Annotated in this window: 15 protein-coding genes; 12 read left to right on the top strand and 3 right to left on the bottom strand. The window is 55.8% G+C overall.

Annotated elements, in window-relative coordinates:
• Positions 1-5: 5 nt before the first annotated feature.
• From trmFO to CCALI_RS06875, 4 genes are all read left to right on the top strand, one after another.
• The gene (gene trmFO / locus CCALI_RS06890) at positions 6-1,406 is read left to right on the top strand and encodes a methylenetetrahydrofolate--tRNA-(uracil(54)-C(5))-methyltransferase (FADH(2)-oxidizing) TrmFO (protein ID WP_016482753.1); all 1,401 of its coding nucleotides are present in this window, start codon (positions 6-8) and stop codon (positions 1,404-1,406) included.
• Positions 1,407-1,663: 257 nt separating this feature from the next.
• A complete protein-coding gene (locus CCALI_RS06885; RefSeq protein WP_016482752.1) occupies positions 1,664-2,152 on the top strand; it encodes a chemotaxis protein CheW in 489 nt (162 codons plus the stop codon).
• A 34-nt stretch (positions 2,153-2,186) separates the two neighbouring features.
• Entirely contained in the window at positions 2,187-4,313 is a 2,127-nt protein-coding gene (locus CCALI_RS06880; RefSeq protein WP_016482751.1) for a chemotaxis protein CheA, read from the top strand.
• Complete coding sequence (locus CCALI_RS06875; protein ID WP_016482750.1) at positions 4,303-5,208, top strand: HDOD domain-containing protein; 906 nt, start codon at positions 4,303-4,305, stop codon at positions 5,206-5,208. Before CCALI_RS06880 ends, CCALI_RS06875 begins: the two co-directional genes overlap by 11 nt.
• 244 nt (positions 5,209-5,452) lie before the next feature.
• On the opposite strand, the gene CCALI_RS06870 is transcribed toward CCALI_RS06875, so the two are convergent.
• Positions 5,453-5,791: a VOC family protein gene (locus tag CCALI_RS06870; protein ID WP_016482749.1), complete on the bottom strand. Its 339-nt coding sequence runs from the start codon at positions 5,789-5,791 to the stop codon at positions 5,453-5,455.
• A 131-nt stretch (positions 5,792-5,922) separates the two neighbouring features.
• Here CCALI_RS06870 and mqnC point away from each other — a divergent pair, with 131 nt between their 5' ends.
• The 5 genes from mqnC to CCALI_RS06845 are packed head-to-tail and all read left to right on the top strand — an operon-like array spanning position 5,923 to position 11,153.
• Positions 5,923-7,065, top strand: coding sequence for a cyclic dehypoxanthinyl futalosine synthase (mqnC, locus tag CCALI_RS06865; protein ID WP_016482748.1), 1,143 nt, complete (start codon positions 5,923-5,925; stop codon positions 7,063-7,065).
• A 48-nt stretch (positions 7,066-7,113) separates the two neighbouring features.
• Complete coding sequence (locus tag CCALI_RS06860; protein WP_016482747.1) at positions 7,114-7,338, top strand: DUF951 domain-containing protein; 225 nt, start codon at positions 7,114-7,116, stop codon at positions 7,336-7,338.
• Positions 7,335-8,621 carry a hypothetical protein gene (locus CCALI_RS06855; RefSeq protein WP_016482746.1) on the top strand — a complete coding sequence of 429 codons (1,287 nt, stop codon included), beginning with the start codon at positions 7,335-7,337 and terminating at the stop codon, positions 8,619-8,621. Before CCALI_RS06860 ends, CCALI_RS06855 begins: the two co-directional genes overlap by 4 nt.
• A gap of 30 nt (positions 8,622-8,651) precedes the next feature.
• Entirely contained in the window at positions 8,652-10,346 is a 1,695-nt protein-coding gene (locus CCALI_RS06850; RefSeq protein ID WP_016482745.1) for a tetratricopeptide repeat protein, read from the top strand.
• A gap of 24 nt (positions 10,347-10,370) precedes the next feature.
• Positions 10,371-11,153: a class I SAM-dependent DNA methyltransferase gene (locus CCALI_RS06845; RefSeq protein ID WP_075060798.1), complete on the top strand. Its 783-nt coding sequence runs from the start codon at positions 10,371-10,373 to the stop codon at positions 11,151-11,153.
• Here the strand turns inward: CCALI_RS06845 and CCALI_RS06840 are convergent.
• Positions 11,134-12,453, bottom strand: coding sequence for an aspartate aminotransferase family protein (locus tag CCALI_RS06840; protein ID WP_016482743.1), 1,320 nt, complete (start codon positions 12,451-12,453; stop codon positions 11,134-11,136). The genes CCALI_RS06845 and CCALI_RS06840 overlap by 20 nt on opposite strands.
• Positions 12,454-12,643: 190 nt before the next feature.
• Positions 12,644-13,750, bottom strand: a complete 1,107-nt coding sequence (locus CCALI_RS06835) for an Mrp/NBP35 family ATP-binding protein (RefSeq protein WP_016482742.1) — start codon at positions 13,748-13,750, stop codon at positions 12,644-12,646.
• A 224-nt stretch (positions 13,751-13,974) separates the two neighbouring features.
• Between CCALI_RS06835 and CCALI_RS06830 the strand changes: the two genes are divergently transcribed.
• Genes CCALI_RS06830 through CCALI_RS06820 form a run of 3 tightly spaced genes read left to right on the top strand, consistent with a single transcriptional unit; the run spans position 13,975 to position 17,129 of the window.
• Positions 13,975-14,841: an SAM hydrolase/SAM-dependent halogenase family protein gene (locus CCALI_RS06830; RefSeq protein WP_016482741.1), complete on the top strand. Its 867-nt coding sequence runs from the start codon at positions 13,975-13,977 to the stop codon at positions 14,839-14,841.
• A complete protein-coding gene (gene rapZ / locus CCALI_RS06825) occupies positions 14,838-15,743 on the top strand; it encodes an RNase adapter RapZ (RefSeq protein ID WP_016482740.1) in 906 nt (301 codons plus the stop codon). The genes CCALI_RS06830 and rapZ overlap by 4 nt, the downstream gene beginning before the upstream one ends.
• Positions 15,744-15,746: 3 nt before the next feature.
• Positions 15,747-17,129, top strand: a complete 1,383-nt coding sequence (locus CCALI_RS06820) for a gluconeogenesis factor YvcK family protein (protein ID WP_016482739.1) — start codon at positions 15,747-15,749, stop codon at positions 17,127-17,129.
• Positions 17,130-17,132 lie beyond the last annotated feature (3 nt).

The following is a 17,132-nucleotide window of genomic DNA, read 5'->3' as shown; positions in this document are numbered from 1 at the left end:
AGAAAATGGAGACGATAACCGTTGTCGGTGGCGGTTTTGCCGGAGTAGAAGCTGCGTGGGCGTGTGCACAGCGTGGTGCAAAAGTGCACCTTTACGAAATGCGTCCCAAACGTCAGACGCCGGTGCACCGTACGGCGAACCTAGCCGAGCTGGTATGCTCTAACTCTTTTAAATCCACGTTGCTGACCAACGCGAGTGGCGTTTTAAAGGAGGAGATGCGTCGACTCGGCTCCCTCATTCTGCCTATCGCTCAGCGCCATGCGGTGCCGGCTGGAGAGGCCTTGGCGGTAGACCGTGAACGGTTTGCATGTGACGTTACCGCGGCCATCGAGAGCCATCCAAACATCACCGTGATTCGAGAGGAGGTAACGCAACTCCCTGAGGCGCGCCCCCTCATTCTCGCCACCGGTCCGCTTACCTCGGATGCGCTGGCACAGGAGCTGAAGCAGCTTACGGACAACACCGCCCTCTCGTTTTACGACGCGGTCGCCCCCACCGTGCTTGGCGAAAGCCTGGATTGGAGCCGCCTATTTCGCGCCTCGCGGCGAGGGCGCGGCGCCAGGCAAGAAGGGGTGGGTGGCGAAGCCACTGCCGAATGCGCAACCGAGACGGCGATAAGCGCAGACTACCTGAACTGTCCCCTTACCAAAGAAGAGTATATGGCCTTCTGGGAGGCGCTTTGCCATGCGGAGTTGGCCCCTCTGCACGATTTTGAACAGGCGGAGCCGGCACAAAAGATGGTGTTCTTTGAAATGTGTGTGCCTATTGAAGAGTTGGCACGGCGCGGACCTCGAACCCTTCTCTACGGCCCCATGAAGCCAATAGGGTTGATAGACCCACGCACTGGAAAGCGCCCCTACGCGGTGGTGCAGTTGCGGCAGGAGAATCGGGAGGGCACCCTTTGGGGGATGGTGGGGTTTCAAACGCGCTTGAAATGGGGCGAGCAGAAGCGCATCTTTCGAATGATCCCTGGCCTTGAGAACGCTGAGTTCGTGCGCTATGGCGTGATGCACCGTAACACCTATGTAAACGCACCGCTGGTGCTTACGGCACACGCTGAACTGAGAAAGCATCCCGGAATCTTCTTGGCCGGCCAGATCACGGGCGTGGAAGGCTACCTGGAGTCGGCAGCTATCGGGATGATCGCCGGCATCAATGCCCTACGATGGCTGAAAGGTTTACCGCCCGCCGTGCCACCCAAAATAACCGTGTTGGGCGCCCTTTGCCACTATCTAGTGGAGGCCGACCCCAAACATTTTGCCCCGATGAACGCCAACTGGGGGCTTGTGCCCGAACTGCAAGGCCTCACGGTGCGCGATAAACGAGAAAAGGCGCGTCTAAAAGCAGAGCGCGCCCTTGAGGCTATCTCTGCGTTCGCCCAACAGATCGAGGCCGACTGGAAGTAGGGGCACAGGTCTCTGCGCCCCTACGTTCGCACCTGTTTGGTCTGGGGGCACGGTGCGAAAGAGAACTGTAAAGCAGTGGTCGTTTACTTCCCCTGATAGGCTTGCTGTCGAGAATCGTTCCCAGCTCCCTTTTGCGCAAACGATTGTGCTTTTCTTCCCAACTTGGCTATCACGCCCTCCTAAAATGCTAAAGCTCCCTCTTATTCTTACCGAAAATAGCTTCGCAATTGCCATGAGATAAGGGGGTTAAGATAACTTTGGCACCTACGACCGAAGCGGCGGAACGCGAGCTGCAACTCGTTGCCTTTCGCCTTGCCAGAGAGACCTACGGCATCGAAATTGCCGCGATCAATGAGATCATTCGGCCTCAAGAGGTTACCCACGTTCCCCGATCGGCCGAAGACTTAAAGGGGATCATCAATCTACGCGGCAAAATTGTGCCGATCGTTAACCTGCGACGTCGTTTAGGGCTCCCCGAAGCGGAAGAGCCAGCGGCGGAAGCAAGGACGTCGGCTTCGAGCCAGCGCGTTATCGTTGTGAACTATGACGGCAGCCTCGTGGGGCTTGAGGTAGATAGCGTCGTGGGGGTTTTGAGACTCTCGGAAACCCTCATCGAGAAGCCTGCCGAGATGGTCGAGACGGTGGATTCAGAGTTTGTTCTAGGCGTCGGAAAGCACCAGGACGAGCTGATCATCCTCCTCAATGTGGAGGCCGTGCTGAAGCCCTCCGATGTCAGCGGACGGTAACGATAATGCCCATAGTAAGGAAAGAAGCTCTGTGATGAACGAGGAGATGCGTTCGTTTCTTCAGGTGTTCCTGCAGGAGGCCAACGAGCAGATCGAGCTTTTGGAACAGGACATCCTAAAACTTGAGCAGGAGGCCTCATCGGAGCTGCTGCAGGAGATATTTCGGGCCGCACATACCCTGAAAGGCGCGGCGCGTGCTATGGGCTATCAGGCCATGGGCGATCTGACGCACGCGATGGAAGACCTCTTCGATCTGCTGAGAAACCGGCAAATCGAGGTGACACCTGAGCTCGTTGATGTGCTCTTTCAAGGGCTTGACGCCCTCAAAGTCATGCTGATCGAGATAGCCGATACGGGAACAACACAGCATGAGACATCGGCGCTCACAGCCCAACTGCGCGCTGTGGCCCATTGCCAAGACCCTACTATGAACGCCTCTCCCTCCCAAACCACCGAAGGGGAGGAGCTCGCTCTTTCCGAAAGCACCTTGGAGGCGTGCCAACAAGCGCTTGCCACCGGCCATGCGCTCTATCGTATAGACGTTTCTCTCGCCCCCGACTCCATGTTGAAGTCGGTAAGGGCGCTGATGGTACTGCAAGGGCTGGAGGCTGTGGGAGCGGTCTTACATACCTGGCCAGATGAAGCCGCTTTGGAGGAAGAACGCTTTGGGACAAGCTTCACCGTTCTTGTTGCCACGACTCAACCTGTGGAAAAGCTGCGCGCTGAAGTGGAGCGCATTAGCGAAGTGGTCGGTGTAAACATAGTGCCATGGATGCCGCCAGCCTCTACGAAGCCGCAAACAGCCGCGAACGTAGAGCCCACAGGCCTTCATGAAACAGAGGTCCAAGCGGCTTCTAAGGAAGAGCTGTCAAAAGAGAAAGGCCAACAAACAACATCAGCCCCTCAACCTCAGACCATTCGGGTAGATGTAAACCGTCTAGATAACCTGATGAACCTCATCGGGGAGCTTGTCATTGACCGCACGCGTATTGCCCAACTCTGCGCTCAAATCGAGCATCAGCTAGGGAACGATGCCACGATGGAGCATCTCCAGGAGGTCGCCATACATATTGCCCGCATCACCGATCAGCTCCAAGATGAGGTGATGAAAGCGCGCATGCTGCCGATCGAGAATGTGTTCAACCGCTTTCCACGGATGATGCGCGACCTTGCCAAGCGTCTCAACAAAGAGTTTCAGTTCGAGATCGAAGGCAAAGAGACCGAGCTCGATCGCTCCGTCATTGAAGCCATCGGAGACCCCCTCATTCACATGCTGCGCAACAGCGTTGACCACGGCATCGAGCCGCCAGAAGAACGAGAGCGATTAGGGAAACCCCGCGCTGGTACGGTATGGTTGCGCGCTCGACATCAAGAGAACCACATTATTATAGAAGTAGAGGACGATGGCCGCGGCATAGACCCCACCAAGATGCGCGAGGCTGCCGTTCAAAAAGGGCTGATGTCTCGCGAGGCCGCTCAGCGCCTCTCCGATCGCGAGGCCATCGCTCTCATCTTTACCCCCGGCTTTTCCACCGCGCAGCAGGTATCGGATGTATCGGGTCGAGGGGTAGGTATGGACATCGTACGCAGCAATCTACAGCGCCTAGGAGCCACCATAGACATCGAAAGCTGGGTGGGCAAAGGCACACGCTTCTGCATCCGCCTGCCGCTTACTTTAGCCATTATCCGCAGCCTATTGGTGCGCGTAGGAGAGGCCGTGTATGCTATCCCGCTCAACTCGGTAGCTGAAACCCTGCGAGTTGACCTCCAAAACGTGCGCTCGGTGCGTCGCCAGCCTACCATTCTCCTGCGTGGGGAGACGTTGCGTCTGGCTCATCTTCAAAACCTTCTGCCCGCTCATACAGCTCAATCCAACAAAACCCTTGCCGTTGTGAGATCGGAATGCAAGCACAAACCGGAGAAGCAAGCTTTGAATGTGGTTGTCGTGGGTTTGGAACGCGATCGGATCGGTCTCATTGTGGACCGCTTTATCGGGGAACAAGAGATCGTGATAAAAACGCTTGGCAAGTTCATTGGAGATGTTCAAGGAGTGTCCGGCGCCACCATTTTAGGGGATGGACGCATGGCCCTTATTCTTGACGTTGAGGGCATTCTGAACCTTGCTAACCATCAGAGAGGAGTGAAAGCACATGCCGCCTGAAATTAAATCCGTACGTATTGATCGCAACGTCTTTCAACAGACACTGGAGAAAAAACTCTCCGATCTGCCGCCCCTGCCGGCGGTAGTCAGCAAGATTCTACAAACTGTAAACGATCCGAATTCGTCGGCCGAGGAGCTGAACCGGCTCATCTCTATGGATCAGGGGTTGGCTTCGAAGATTCTGCGCATTGTGAATTCGGCCTACTACGGTTTTCCGAAACGGATCAGCACGCTAACCCACGCCGTAGTCATTTTGGGTTATAACACGGTGCGGAACCTGGTGCTAGGCGTTTCCGCCTTTGGACAACTCAATCATAAATCTATGCCCTATGGCCTAAACCGTACAGCCTTTTGGGAGCATTCGGTCGCCGCTGCGGTGGCCTCCTGTATTATAGCTCAACAACGTCTGCCCCGCACGCGCAACGCCAAGGAAGAGAGCTTCATCGGCGGATTGCTACACGACATTGGGGCGCTGTATTTGGACAGCTATTTTCCCGTTCAGTATGCAGTTACCATGGCCTTTGCCGCTAGGGAGAAGAAGACCTCGGACGAGGCGGAGAGCATGGTCTTAGGGATTGACCATCTCACGGTCGGACGTCGCATTGCCGAGCACTGGAACTTTCCATCACACCTCGTGGCCATGATCGGTGAGCACCACCGTCCCTCCCTGAGAAGTGAGAACTTCGATCTCGTGGCGGCGGTACATGCCGGCGATATTTTGGCTTGGGAGTGCGGCTATGTGGCTTCAGAACATACGCAGCCCCATGCCCTCCACCCCGATGTGCAGGAATGGCTTAACTGCACCCCCGAGCAGTGGGAGCAGATGAAAGCTCAAACGAAGCAGCTTTTCGAGGCCAGCACTGCCCTTCTACAGGTAATGAAAGAGAATCGCTAGCAGGGCTGTCTGTTGAGTCGAGGTCAATCGATTGAAGTGGCGAAGTGGGTTCGCACCTCATCTAGCCTACTCCATCTTGCAGTCGGTAACCAAGGGAGGCAGGGCTCAAGCAAGCCCTTTATGCTTGTTGAGACGATGGCGCTCACCGAGCGAGTGCCGCTTCAAATGGGAGCTTTCCGGGAGAAATGGTTAGAGGCGAACTACCGGATCGCCTCTACTTCCTATAGACGTCGCAACGGAGAGGCTATTTTAAGGAGCTCTCATCCATAGAGATGATCTCGATGTGAAAGCCACCAGGGGCTTTAAGATAGAAGCTGCGGGAGCCGTCACGGTGCGTTTTTATGGTAGCACCGAACCGCTGTGCTAGTTGCTCCAACGTCTCATCTCCAACACGCCAAGCAATATGCGAAGGATGTTGGGAGGGAAGAACAAAAGCTATCTTCACCCCACCCACTTCAATAAAAGCCCAAGTTGCATCTTGATAGAGCACCCGCACGTTGGGCAGAGTATTTTTGTACCATTCCACTGCCTCAGCGATATGGGGTACCTCAACCGCTATATGATGAAAGTGTAGATCGCTCAAGGCCGCACCTCCTGTTTACTATTACGTCTGGGTATGGGCTGTGGTCACGAAGGCGTTATCCGCGAGGCATGCAGGGCTCGTTGGGTTTAGCGGGTATAATGAGCTGTTAGCGATATCATGGAGTTTGTTTCATGCCAACCCTGCAATCCATCGCGCCTCTTTCTATAGAGCACATTGCCGATAAGGTCTACGCTGGAGAGCGTCTGACGGCAGAGGAAGGCCTTTGGCTTTTCCACTATCCCTGTCTGCCCGAACTCGCTCATCTAGCCAACGTGGTTCGTGAGCGCCTGCATCCCGCCACCAATCATATCGTTACCTACATCGTCGGACGCAATATCAACTACACCAACGTCTGTTGGGTTCGTTGCAAGTTCTGTGCCTTCTATAGGGTACCTGGTCATGAAGAGGGGTACGTGCTTACGAAAGAGCAGATTTTCGAGAAAATCCAGCAGATGGTGGATTTAGGTGGCATCGAAATCCTCATGCAGGGTGGGCTCAACCCAAAGCTGAAACTAGAGTGGTACGAAGATCTCTTAGCCAGTATTAAGGCGCGTTTTGGTGCCTATGGTGTGATCATACATGCTTTCTCTCCCGCCGAGCTTATCTATATCGCGAAAATTAGCAAAATCTCTCTTGCTGAGCTCTTTCAACGGCTTAAAGCCGCAGGGCTCGATAGTGTGCCGGGAGGCGGAGCCGAGATCCTGACCGATCGCGTGCGTGAGATCATTGCGCCCTATAAGGACACGGCGGACGAGTGGATAAACTGTATGCGGGAGGCTCATAAAGCCGGCCTACGCACGACGGCCACTATGATGTACGGCTCGGTAGAGACCTATGAGGATCGCATTGAGCATCTGCTGCGTGTACGTGAGCTGCAAGATGAAACGGGGGGCTTTACGGCTTTTATTCCTTGGTCGTTCCAACCGGAGGGAACGGAGCTGCCGATGGAGCGTGCTTCCGCCTTCGACTATCTGCGTACGGTGGCCGTCTCACGGCTTATGCTCGATAATGTGCCCCATATGCAGGCCTCATGGGTTACCCAAGGGCCGAAGATCGCCCAGATCGCGCTGCGCTATGGCCTCAACGATTTCGGCAGCACCATGATGGAAGAGAATGTGGTCTCGGCTGCCGGCTGCGTGTTTACCCTGCCGATTGAGGAGATAGAGCGCTTGATTCGGGCTGCAGGTTACGAACCGATGCGTCGCACCACACAGTACCAACTTTTACCGCTAGGTGTGCCAGAGGGGTCTCCTTTGCTTGCAAACAGGGCTTAATGAGCAACACCCGGCCCAACCTAGAGGAGAAGCCTAAGGAGGGCTTCTATGCCCGAATGCATTCCTATTAAGGTGGGTATGACCGTTCAACTGCGGAAAAAACATCCCTGCGGAGGCGATCTGTGGACGGTAACATACGTGGGGGCCGATATCGCCGCCGTCTGCATGCGCTGTAGGCGACGTGTGATGCTGCCGCGCGAGGAGTTCGAACGGCGTATTCGGAAGGTGCTCAGCCCCGATGAGGATGCGTCGGTGAGAGGGAAGGGACAATGAACGGTAACTTTTTCCTCCTCCCAAAAAATAGGCGATGGCTCTATACCCTGGTTAGCGTCTCTCTTGCGGGAGGAATGGTGGTCGCGTTGTTGGGCACTCAATCTCAAATCACCGCACAAACGCCCGACTTTGTCGCCCCTGTCAATGTGCAAATCACCGTGAACCCCACTCAGGTGCTGACAGCAGACCCCAATCGTCTTCAGCTTATTAAGGCCAGCCTTGAACAGGTTCCTAGTGCGTTCCGTAACCGTCAGATGTGGTGGGAATGGGGGCGTTTGGATGGTACTCCTGTGGCCATCCACCTAAACTCCGATTCGGTGACGCCCGGCCTCGTAGCCTATGCTGCCGTCACTGCCGAGGGGTTAGGGGTCTTTGTTCAAAACACCTCAACACAACCGATAGACCTCCAACTGAGCACCTCCTTGTCAGCAGGTATCTATCGGATCGAGAGCCTCTCAACGATCATCTCACCGCAGGTAGCCCTTCGCACCATCGCCGTGCAGAGCCCACCGGGGCTTGACCTGCACTGGTTTCAGGGAGTGATTTTAAAGCGAGCCGGCATCGTGGAGAAACGCGATCGTCTCGCGCCAGGCGAGCTTGCCCTCTACCGCTTTACAGACGAAAGAAGCGCGCTGCTTCAGGCGCTTTCAGATACGCTCGAAGCGTTGCATCAGTTTGCAAAGCAGAGGCGAAGCGCTGCCGATCGCCTGCGTCACATCCTCTATGAAGGCTCTGCGGACTATCATCGGCTTTTGAATGCCTCCGATTCGGAGGAGTGCATTCAAAGCCTTAAGGCCGCTTCTCTTATCGTCGGGCAGGCGCAAAGCTTGTGTCGAAACTATCGCATAGACCATGTTGTACCGGCAGATTTAGGAAAGACACTTGAGGATGCGCTTGGTCGTGTCGCCGACCACCTCTCCATCATCGGAACCGTTTTGCTCGGAATAGCACCCGACATGACCGTGCTGCCACTCCTCGCTCAGGACCCTATGAATCAAAATCAAGGCTATCAGGTTCAGTTGACCCTCTCCAACGGAGGCCTGCACACCATCGCTTTGGTGAAGCTGGGTATGCTCCTCGACAAGCTGCCGGCCAATTTGCAGTGTAACCCTGCCGACGCTGCCGTCTTTCCCAATCTTGCTCCAGGGCAGGCGGTCGTGGCAAACTTCACGCTGCGTGTTTTGCAGGCATCCCTCACTCCCCCAGACGACTACCCGGCGGAGGTGATCTATACTGCGGGCGGAGGGCCCATACGGGTAACGTTAGGCCTCAATACGCAGTGACCTTTACGAGTTTTTAGGAGAACAATGAGAATGTGCTCACAAACGGTTTTTAGAGCTGCTTCCAGACCAGGCCGCCGTGCGGTTGCGCTTTGGGGGCATCTGCTGGCCGGTCTTTTTCTCCTGTTTGCGTCGTTGACAGGGGCCAAGGCCGACATCAAGATAACTTTTGACCTTAAAGATGGTGACCATATCAGCGATGTCACGCGCATTGTGGCCCATGTGTCTAGTCCTAATCTGATCACAGAGGTGGACTTTTACGTGGATGGGCAGGAGAGAGCGAAAGCGACGAGCGTGCCTTACGAGTTTCTTTGGGACACCATTCCCGATAAAGAGGGGCCTCATACCTTAAAAGTCACTGCAACGGATATTGACGGTAATACGGCCTCGGCCACGCTGCAGCTCGTTATTGACAACCATTTAGATGAGGGCGCTACGGCGTTGGCCCAAAAGGCCGACCAGGCTTTAACCGGCGGCGACCTCGATACTGCCCGTCGCTATAGCCGACGCGCCCTGAAAGCCGACCCGAATAACGTGTTAGCGGCACGTGTGCTCGCTAAGATCTACGCGCAGACAGGAGACTATGAGAAAGCAGAACAACTTTTGGCCGGTCTGAAAAATATTGACAGCAGCAGTGAGGCGATGTTAGATCTTGCCTCCTATCGCATGCGGATCGCTCTCGCTACAGGGGCGGATGAGCAGCACGCCGTAGATGAAATTCGAGCGGCTCTTGCGCTTCAGCACAAGGCTGCCGATCTCGCTGTGGAGGCCGTGCGTGCCAACAAGACCAGCACTCCACTAGCTCTAGGCGATGCTCTGCTAAATGCAGGGCACTATCAAGAGGCCGTAGACACCTATAAACCGCTTGCCTCCGGCGATAAAGCCCCCGTTGAAGCGGTGAACCGTCTTGCATTGGCCTATATTTACACGGAACAGTACCGGGAGGCATCCAGCTTATTGAAAATACTGGAGATCGAGCATCGTGCAGATGCGGTATCGCATGCGGTGGCTGGCCTATTACTCGTGCGCTTGCACTATCCCGAACGCGCTTTAACCCTCCTAAAACCCGACATGGATCAGCCCTCGGCTGCAGAGCTGATCGTGGCCTCATGGGCAAACCTGCAGCTTGGAAATCGTCGCGAGGCCAACGATCTCGCGCAGAAGGCGGCCTCTATGCTGCCCGAATCGGGAGATGCCACCTACTTGCTGGCGATGACCTCACCAGACTTGGGCATTGCGGATAGAGCGAGCGCCAATGCGCTTTCTTTGGCTCCCTTCCAGCCAGGTCCCTATCTCGATTATGGGGTGCGCAAGGCCTTGCAGCTTAAAGAACACCTGTTCAATATGGGAGTAGACCTTTGCGATTTAGCTCTGCAGAGCGATCCAAAGTGTCCGAGCGCTTTCATTCTCAAGGCCCTTCTGCTTACCGAGCTGGCGCAGCCGCAAAAAGCTTTCATCATTCTTTCCAAATTGAATGCGGATATGCCCGCCGCTCCAGATGTGTTATTGGCTTTCTCGGCCTACTATCTAGCTCAAAAGAACGCGGCAGAGGCACAGCGCCTTTTTGAACTTGCAACGAAAACAGCTCCTCCAACAATGAACCTGCAGCTGCCACTAGATCCTCTGCCAACAATCGAGTTGCTGTTTCGGAGAACGGGTTACGACGCCGTGCCGTTTCTTAACCTTGCGACGCTCTACCCACCGCCACCGGCGACGGCTATGCCTTAGTAGGGCCACCCAAAGTCCATGCCGATGAGTAAACAGAGCGCCTTCCAGCCGCTTGCCCCTCTTTACGATACCCTTATGCAAGGGGTACCCTATGAAGAGTGGGCACGCTATCTGCAACGGCTCCTTCAAGAGCGCCAAGCACACCCGAAGCGGGCCCTCGACCTCGCTTGCGGCACGGGCAATGTCGCCGAGCAGCTCCACGCGATGGGGATGGAGGTAGTCGGGGTAGATATTAGCCCTGCGATGATCGAGGAGGCAAAGCGTAAGGCCGCACAGCGTCAACTCCCCATTCGCTACTATGTACAGGATGCCGCTGAGCTTGATCTTCCCGAGGCCCCCTTCGAGCTCTGTGTGAGCCTTTTTGATAGTCTTAACTACATTATTGAACCGAAACGTCTTGCACAGGCCTTTCAACGGGTGGCAAACCACCTGGCTGCGGGAGGGCTGTTTATTTTTGACCTTAACACCGAATATGCGTTAGAGAATCGTTTTTTCGATCAGAACAATCTCGGAAGCGATGAACCGCTGCTCTATGATTGGCGAAGTACCTACTTCCCCGAAAAGAGGCTCTGCCGGGTGGATATGCATTTCATCTGGCGAGCGCCCGATGGCTCTCAGAAAGTCTTCGAGGAGGTACATTGGCAATATGCCTATCGGGAGCAGGAGGTGCGCGCTTTTCTTACTCAAGCCGGTTTTGACCAGATCGCTGTCTATCATGCCTACACATTGCGTCCGCCGGCACCCTACTCCGATAGGCTATTCTATGTCGCTCGCCGACCGGCAACCTCTAAGCCGTCTCGCGAATAACCTCAAGCAGGATGTCCAGACCCCTCCAAAGCGTCTCCTCCGGGATGTTCAGCGGTGGGATGAGGCGCAGAGTGGCATTATCTACGGACGGATCTCCTATGCGTGCACCACAGGTAAGTAACAGGAGACCTTTTTCCCGCGCCCTCTGCTTGATCTGCTCACAACGTGCGTAGGCCGGTTGCCCCTGTGCGTCGCGGAACTCGATTCCTATCATAAGGCCCCAGCCGCGCACATCAGCCACCCCGTAAGCACCGACGAAGGGGCGAAGACGCTGTTGAACGGCCCCTCCGAGTTTTGCAGCGCGCTCCACCAGACCCTCGCGCTCGATGATGCGCAGGGTAGCCAAACCAGCCGCGCAGGCCACTGGGTTGCCTCCGAAGGTGGTTCCGTGCTCGCCAGGCTCCCATTGATCCATTAGCGTCTTGCGTGCGGCCAAGCCGGCCAAAGGTAACCCTCCACCTACGGCCTTACCGAAAACGAGGATATCGGGCTCTACCCCTAAATGCTCCAAACCAAACCACTTTCCTGTGCGACCCCAACCGGTCTGAATCTCATCGGCTATCAGCAGCACATGGTGCTTGCGCAAAAGCGCTTGCATCTGTTGTGCCATGCGAGGGTCTAGGGGCACGTAGCCGCCTTCGCCTTGGAGAGGTTCAAAGAAGAGGGCGGCGATCCGTTCTTTACGCTCCTCCAGTAGCTGTTCAAGCGATTCGAGGCAGCAGCAGGCACGTTTTTGGCCGATGAAACAGCTTTGACATCGTGGTGCAGGTAGATGAAAGATATGTTCGCGAAGTGAGGAGAGTAGCCCCATATAGGGAGTGCGATGGGCCATTTTGGAGTAGGAGAGCGCGGTGGCAAAGAGGGTACGACCATGAAACGCGCCGGCAAATGCGAGAAACTCGCTACGCTTGGTCACCTTCAGCGCAAGCTTGGCGGCAGCATCAATGGACTCGCTGCCGCTGTTCATGAAAAGAAACGTCCAAGGTGAGGGGCCGGGAAGCAGGCGATTGAGAAGGCGGCGCATCCAGTCGGCAAGCTCCAGCTGAGGGGCATGACGCATGGTATCCGACACATGAAGTACCCGATGGGTTTGGGCGCTAATGGCCCGCGCGATTTCGGGGTGCGTGTGCCCACATGCATGCACGGCAATGCCCGCTGTAAAATCTATAAGATGATGCCCTGCATAGGTATCTATCTCGGCGCCGTGGGCCTCTTTGGCAACCTCCTTGGTTTCGTATCCGAGCACCTCTGCTAACAAACCCTCTTCGTTGAGGGCAAGGATGTCTTTCGTTTTTGTCATGCTGTTATCCTTTCTCCGATGGTTGCATGTCGGTGCACTCTCTTTCAAATTGTTGGAAAGCAGAGCAATTTTTTCGTACAAAGCCTCTAAAAAGTTCGAGGAGCCTTCGCATCGCTGCGTCGGCCCCTCGAAAAAGTTGGGAAGCATGGTTTTTGGGCGCGACGCTGGCCGCCGCGCCTTTGCGCGACGGCTATGTTTCGGTTGTCATGCTCTGCTGCGAATCTGTGCGGTCACCAGTGGCCGCTTCAATGTCTTGGGCATACTGCAGAATGCTAACCTGCGCGGCCAAAGAGGAGGCGATTTTATAGAAGGCGCAGGCCGCTTCCGATTCGGGGGCACCGATGACCACCGGCACGCCCGAATCGCCGCCGGCACAGATAGCAGCATCGAGCGGAATACGGCCGAGGAAGGGAACTCCGAGCTGTTTGGCTGCCACTTCAGCACCGCCCGAGCCAAAAGGCCCACCGCTCATGTTCTCTACGACTCCAAGAATGGGGATAGGTCGTTCGCGATTTTGAGAAAGCATGCGGAACATGGCTACGCTTTTGTTGGCGATCTCTTGTGCCACCAATTGAGGGGTCATGACCACAAGCACACCGGATAAAGGGACGAGCTGCGCCAAACTCAACGGAGCATCGCCTGTTCCGGGCGGAAGGTCTACAACGAGGTAGTCTTGTTCACCCCACAACACGTCGCCGAGCATCTGCCGCACCGCGCTGGCCACCATCGGCCCGCGCCACACTACCGCCTTATCTGGCTCCAAGAGAAAGCCGAGCGACATCACCAAAACGCCATGCGCTTGCACAGGCACGATCTTGGGACCTGCCGGCGTCTCTTTCATCAGGGGACGTTGTCGCACACCCATCATGGTTGGCAAAGAGGGACCGTAGATGTCGGCGTCGAGCAAACCCACTTTCGCACCGGTCTTGGCGAGTGCGATGGCGATGTTGGCGGCCACGGTGCTCTTGCCTACCCCCCCTTTACCGCTGGCTACAGCGATCACGTGGCGTACTTTGGGAATAAGCTCTCCGGGGTTGGGGCGAGAGCGCACTTGGGCTGTCATCTCGATGTTCACTTGCTCGACACCGGGGAGGGCACGCACCTGCTTTTCAACCTGCAACTTCAACATGTCTTTTACCGGACAAGCCGGTGTCGTTAGCTCAATGCGAAGGGCAACATTTCCGCCGCATACCCGAACGTCTTTCACAAAGCCAAGCGTCACGATGTCTCGGTGGAGATCGGGGTCTTCCACTGCGCGTAACGCCTCTAAGATCTGCTCTTTACTTATTTCAGCCATTGATACCGTTCCTTCAATCGCCCACAACCGCTTCCATTCTACCCTAGTTGCGGGGCAAAAGCAACCACTGCAGCACGGTAGTGTGGTTTTTATGCCCTTACTCAAAATACGCTTCACCTCGACTGTCCGTTCGTGCAAACTCGAAGATGGTGTCGTATGAAGAGGCCGCGAAGGCTCACGATGCTGGTACAATGGAAATGGAGACCTAAAGGCTAGGAAAGACGATGGGGTTCACACCAAGACAACCTCCGCTGATTGCGCTATTAACCGATTTCGGAACACGAGATACCTATGTGGGCGTTATGAAGGGGGTTATTCTCTCGATAGCCCCTCAGGCACAGATCGTTGATCTCACCCATGAGGTAACTCCGCAAGCTGTACTAGAGGGGAGTGCGCGCTTAGAGGCCGCTCTGCCCTACTTCCCTGCCGGCACGGTGTATGTGGCTGTGGTGGACCCCGGTGTGGGCAGCCAAAGGGAGATTTGTGTGGTTGAAACGGAGGTTGCGCGCTTAGTAGCCCCGGATAATGGCCTGCTGACGCTGCCGATCCGTAAGCAACGTCCGCTAAAAGTGGCGAAATGGAGCGCTAGTAGAGGAGGCGCCTATGTGTTGCCTCGCATAAGCGCGACCTTTCATGGCCGTGATATTTTTGCGCCTCTTGCGGCCCACCTCGCGCAGGGACTGCCGCTGGAGGCCATCGGCCCAGTTTGGAAGGTTGGTGAGAGCGCTTTGCTCCCCTTGCAGCTGTTGGAGGTACCGATGCCATCTGCCTTTACAGATACGCAAGGTCGTTCCGCTCTAGAGCTTACCGTGCTGTATGTGGATCGTTTTGGAAATCTCATTACCAATTTGGATGAAGAGACGTTGCAGCGCTGGATAGCCGATAGGGGCATAGAAGAAGCTCATCTGTATGTGAGATGTGGGGAAGGTGAGGCGCCACTGGTGCGCACTTTTTCCGATGTGGAAGTGGGCTGCTTGTTGGCTTATAGAGGGAGTGGAGGGCGTCTGGAGCTGGCGATTCGAGAAGGAGATGCGGCAAAAACGCTGGGGTTGCGCCCCGGCAGTAAGCTGTACTTGGTAGCACGACCATGAACGATAGACAAACTCAACTTCATCTTGTGGTGATCTCGGGGATCTCCGGCTCCGGGAAAACGACAGCTCTACATGGCTTTGAGGATAGCGGCTACTTTACTGTGGACAACCTGCCGCCTGCTTTGCTGCCGAACCTGGCGGCGTTCTGCTTGGAAAACGGTTTTGCAAAGGTTGCTGTTGTGATAGATGCGCGTATTCATGAGGCCATTGGGTCGTTTGAACCTTATGTGCAACTCTTGCGTGACCAGGGCCATTCCGTGAAGGTGCTCTTTCTGGACACAGAAGACCATGTGCTCATCGCCCGTTTCAAGGAGAGCCGAAGGCCGCATCCGTTCTATCACCCTTTGGCGTATCCACATATACAGAGTATCGAAGAGGCCATTCAGGCTGAACGTGCTCTCCTAGAGGATGTTCGGGCGATGGCCGACCGCGTTGTGGACACTACCACGCTCACCCCAACCGCGCTGCGTCGGCAGCTGCAAGACATGTGGGGCGATGTGGAAACGGCGGGCCTGCAGATCGTGGTGCTTTCTTTTGGCTATAAGTACGGCATTCCAGTGGACGCTGACCTCGTGTTTGACGTACGGTTTCTCTGTAACCCGCATTATGTGCCGGAGCTGCAAACCCATGATGGACGTGACGACGTTGTAAAGCAGTTTGTGTTTTCCGATCCGAGGGCTAAGCCGCTACTGGAGAAGATGGAGGCCCTCATTGATTACACTCTTCCTGAATATGAGGCGGAGGGGAAAGCCTACCTCACCATCGCCATAGGCTGCACCGGAGGTAAACATCGTTCGGTGGTGTTAGCCGAAGCGCTAGCCGAGCATCTACGAGGGCGAGGTGCGCACGTTGCTGTGCGCCATCGCGATCTGCCCGAACCGCCCGATGGCAAGGAGGCCTGAACGATGAACCGACGCTCTCCTCTTTGGAAATGGCTCTACCCCGGCATGCACGTTAAGCGCTGGATCGCTTTGGGGTTCATTGGTCTTATTCTTTTCCTGCTAGGGGCTGCTATCATGCTGCAAGCCCATCGTGGTCGCCCACCCCTTATTCTTCGACTTGCTCAGTGGATCATCCAGCATCTGCATGCGGGCATACGCCCAGGGTTGTTCGGATTGTGTCTCTTTCTGTTGGGCGGTGTGCTCTGTCTTTTCGCTTTAGGTAAGCTTATTCAGTCGTTGATGAGCGCGCTCGACCCAGAGATCGCGCGCGGCGGTCTGGTAGATGTGGTTTACACACGCCGCAAGTTAGCGCAGGGAAAGCGCGTCGTGGTGATTGGCGGAGGGACAGGGCTTTCGACGCTCTTACGCGGTCTCAAGCGCTATACCAGCAATATCACGGCCATTGTAACTGTGGCCGACGATGGGGGCTCTTCCGGAAAGCTCCGGCGCCAGCTGAACATTTTACCGCCCGGCGATATTCGCAACTGCCTGGTGGCGCTGGCGGATGCCGAACCGCAGATGACAGAGCTGTTCCAGTTTCGCTTTCGCGCGAGCATGGGTAGTGAACGGCTGCCCGCTAACGGAGACGGTGTGCCCAAGGGAGAGTACGCTGAGGGGCTGCGCGATCACGCTTTTGGCAATCTGTTGATAGCGGCCATGTGTGCCATCAATAACGGCGATTTTGAGCGCGCCGTGCAGGAGACGAGCCGTGTTTTGAACATTCGAGGGCGCGTGTTACCCTCCACGGTAACACCGGTAAAACTACGGGCAGAGATGGAAGATGGTTCGATCTTAGAAGGAGAAACCACCATCGTCGAGTCGCCCCTGCGTATTAAACGGGTCGCCCTCGTTCCGCTCGATCCAAACGATAAGATCTGTCCAGTAGAGGAGGCTTTAGATGCCATTGCCGAGGCCGACCTCATCGTGTTAGGCCCCGGAAGCCTCTTTACAAGCATTCTGCCTAACCTGTTGGTGCCCGGCATTCCCGAAGCCATCCGACGATCTCAGGCGCAGAAGGCCTACGTCTGTAATGTGATGACCCAGCCGGGCGAAACCGACGGCTTTTCTGCCTGCGACCACGTGCGCGCTCTTGAGATACATGTGGGGCCGCGCCTGTTCACCTATGTCGTTGTGAACAATGCCGTGCCAGAGCCGAGACTATTGGAGAAGTATCGGCGTGCCGGATCCGTTTTGGTGGAACCGGATACCGATCGGCTAAAGGCAGAGGGCTATCGGCCGGTTGTAGGCGCTTTCATCAGCGAGACCGATGTGGTGCGCCACGATGCGGTGCTCTTGGCCGAAGCCTTGATGGGCTTGATCGGAGGGAAATCGCTAAGAAAAAGATAGGTG

Source organism: Chthonomonas calidirosea T49, assembly GCF_000427095.1.
In the GTDB taxonomy this organism is placed as follows: Bacteria; Armatimonadota; Chthonomonadetes; order Chthonomonadales; family Chthonomonadaceae; genus Chthonomonas; species Chthonomonas calidirosea.
This window is presented reverse-complemented; position numbering and strand designations above follow the sequence as displayed.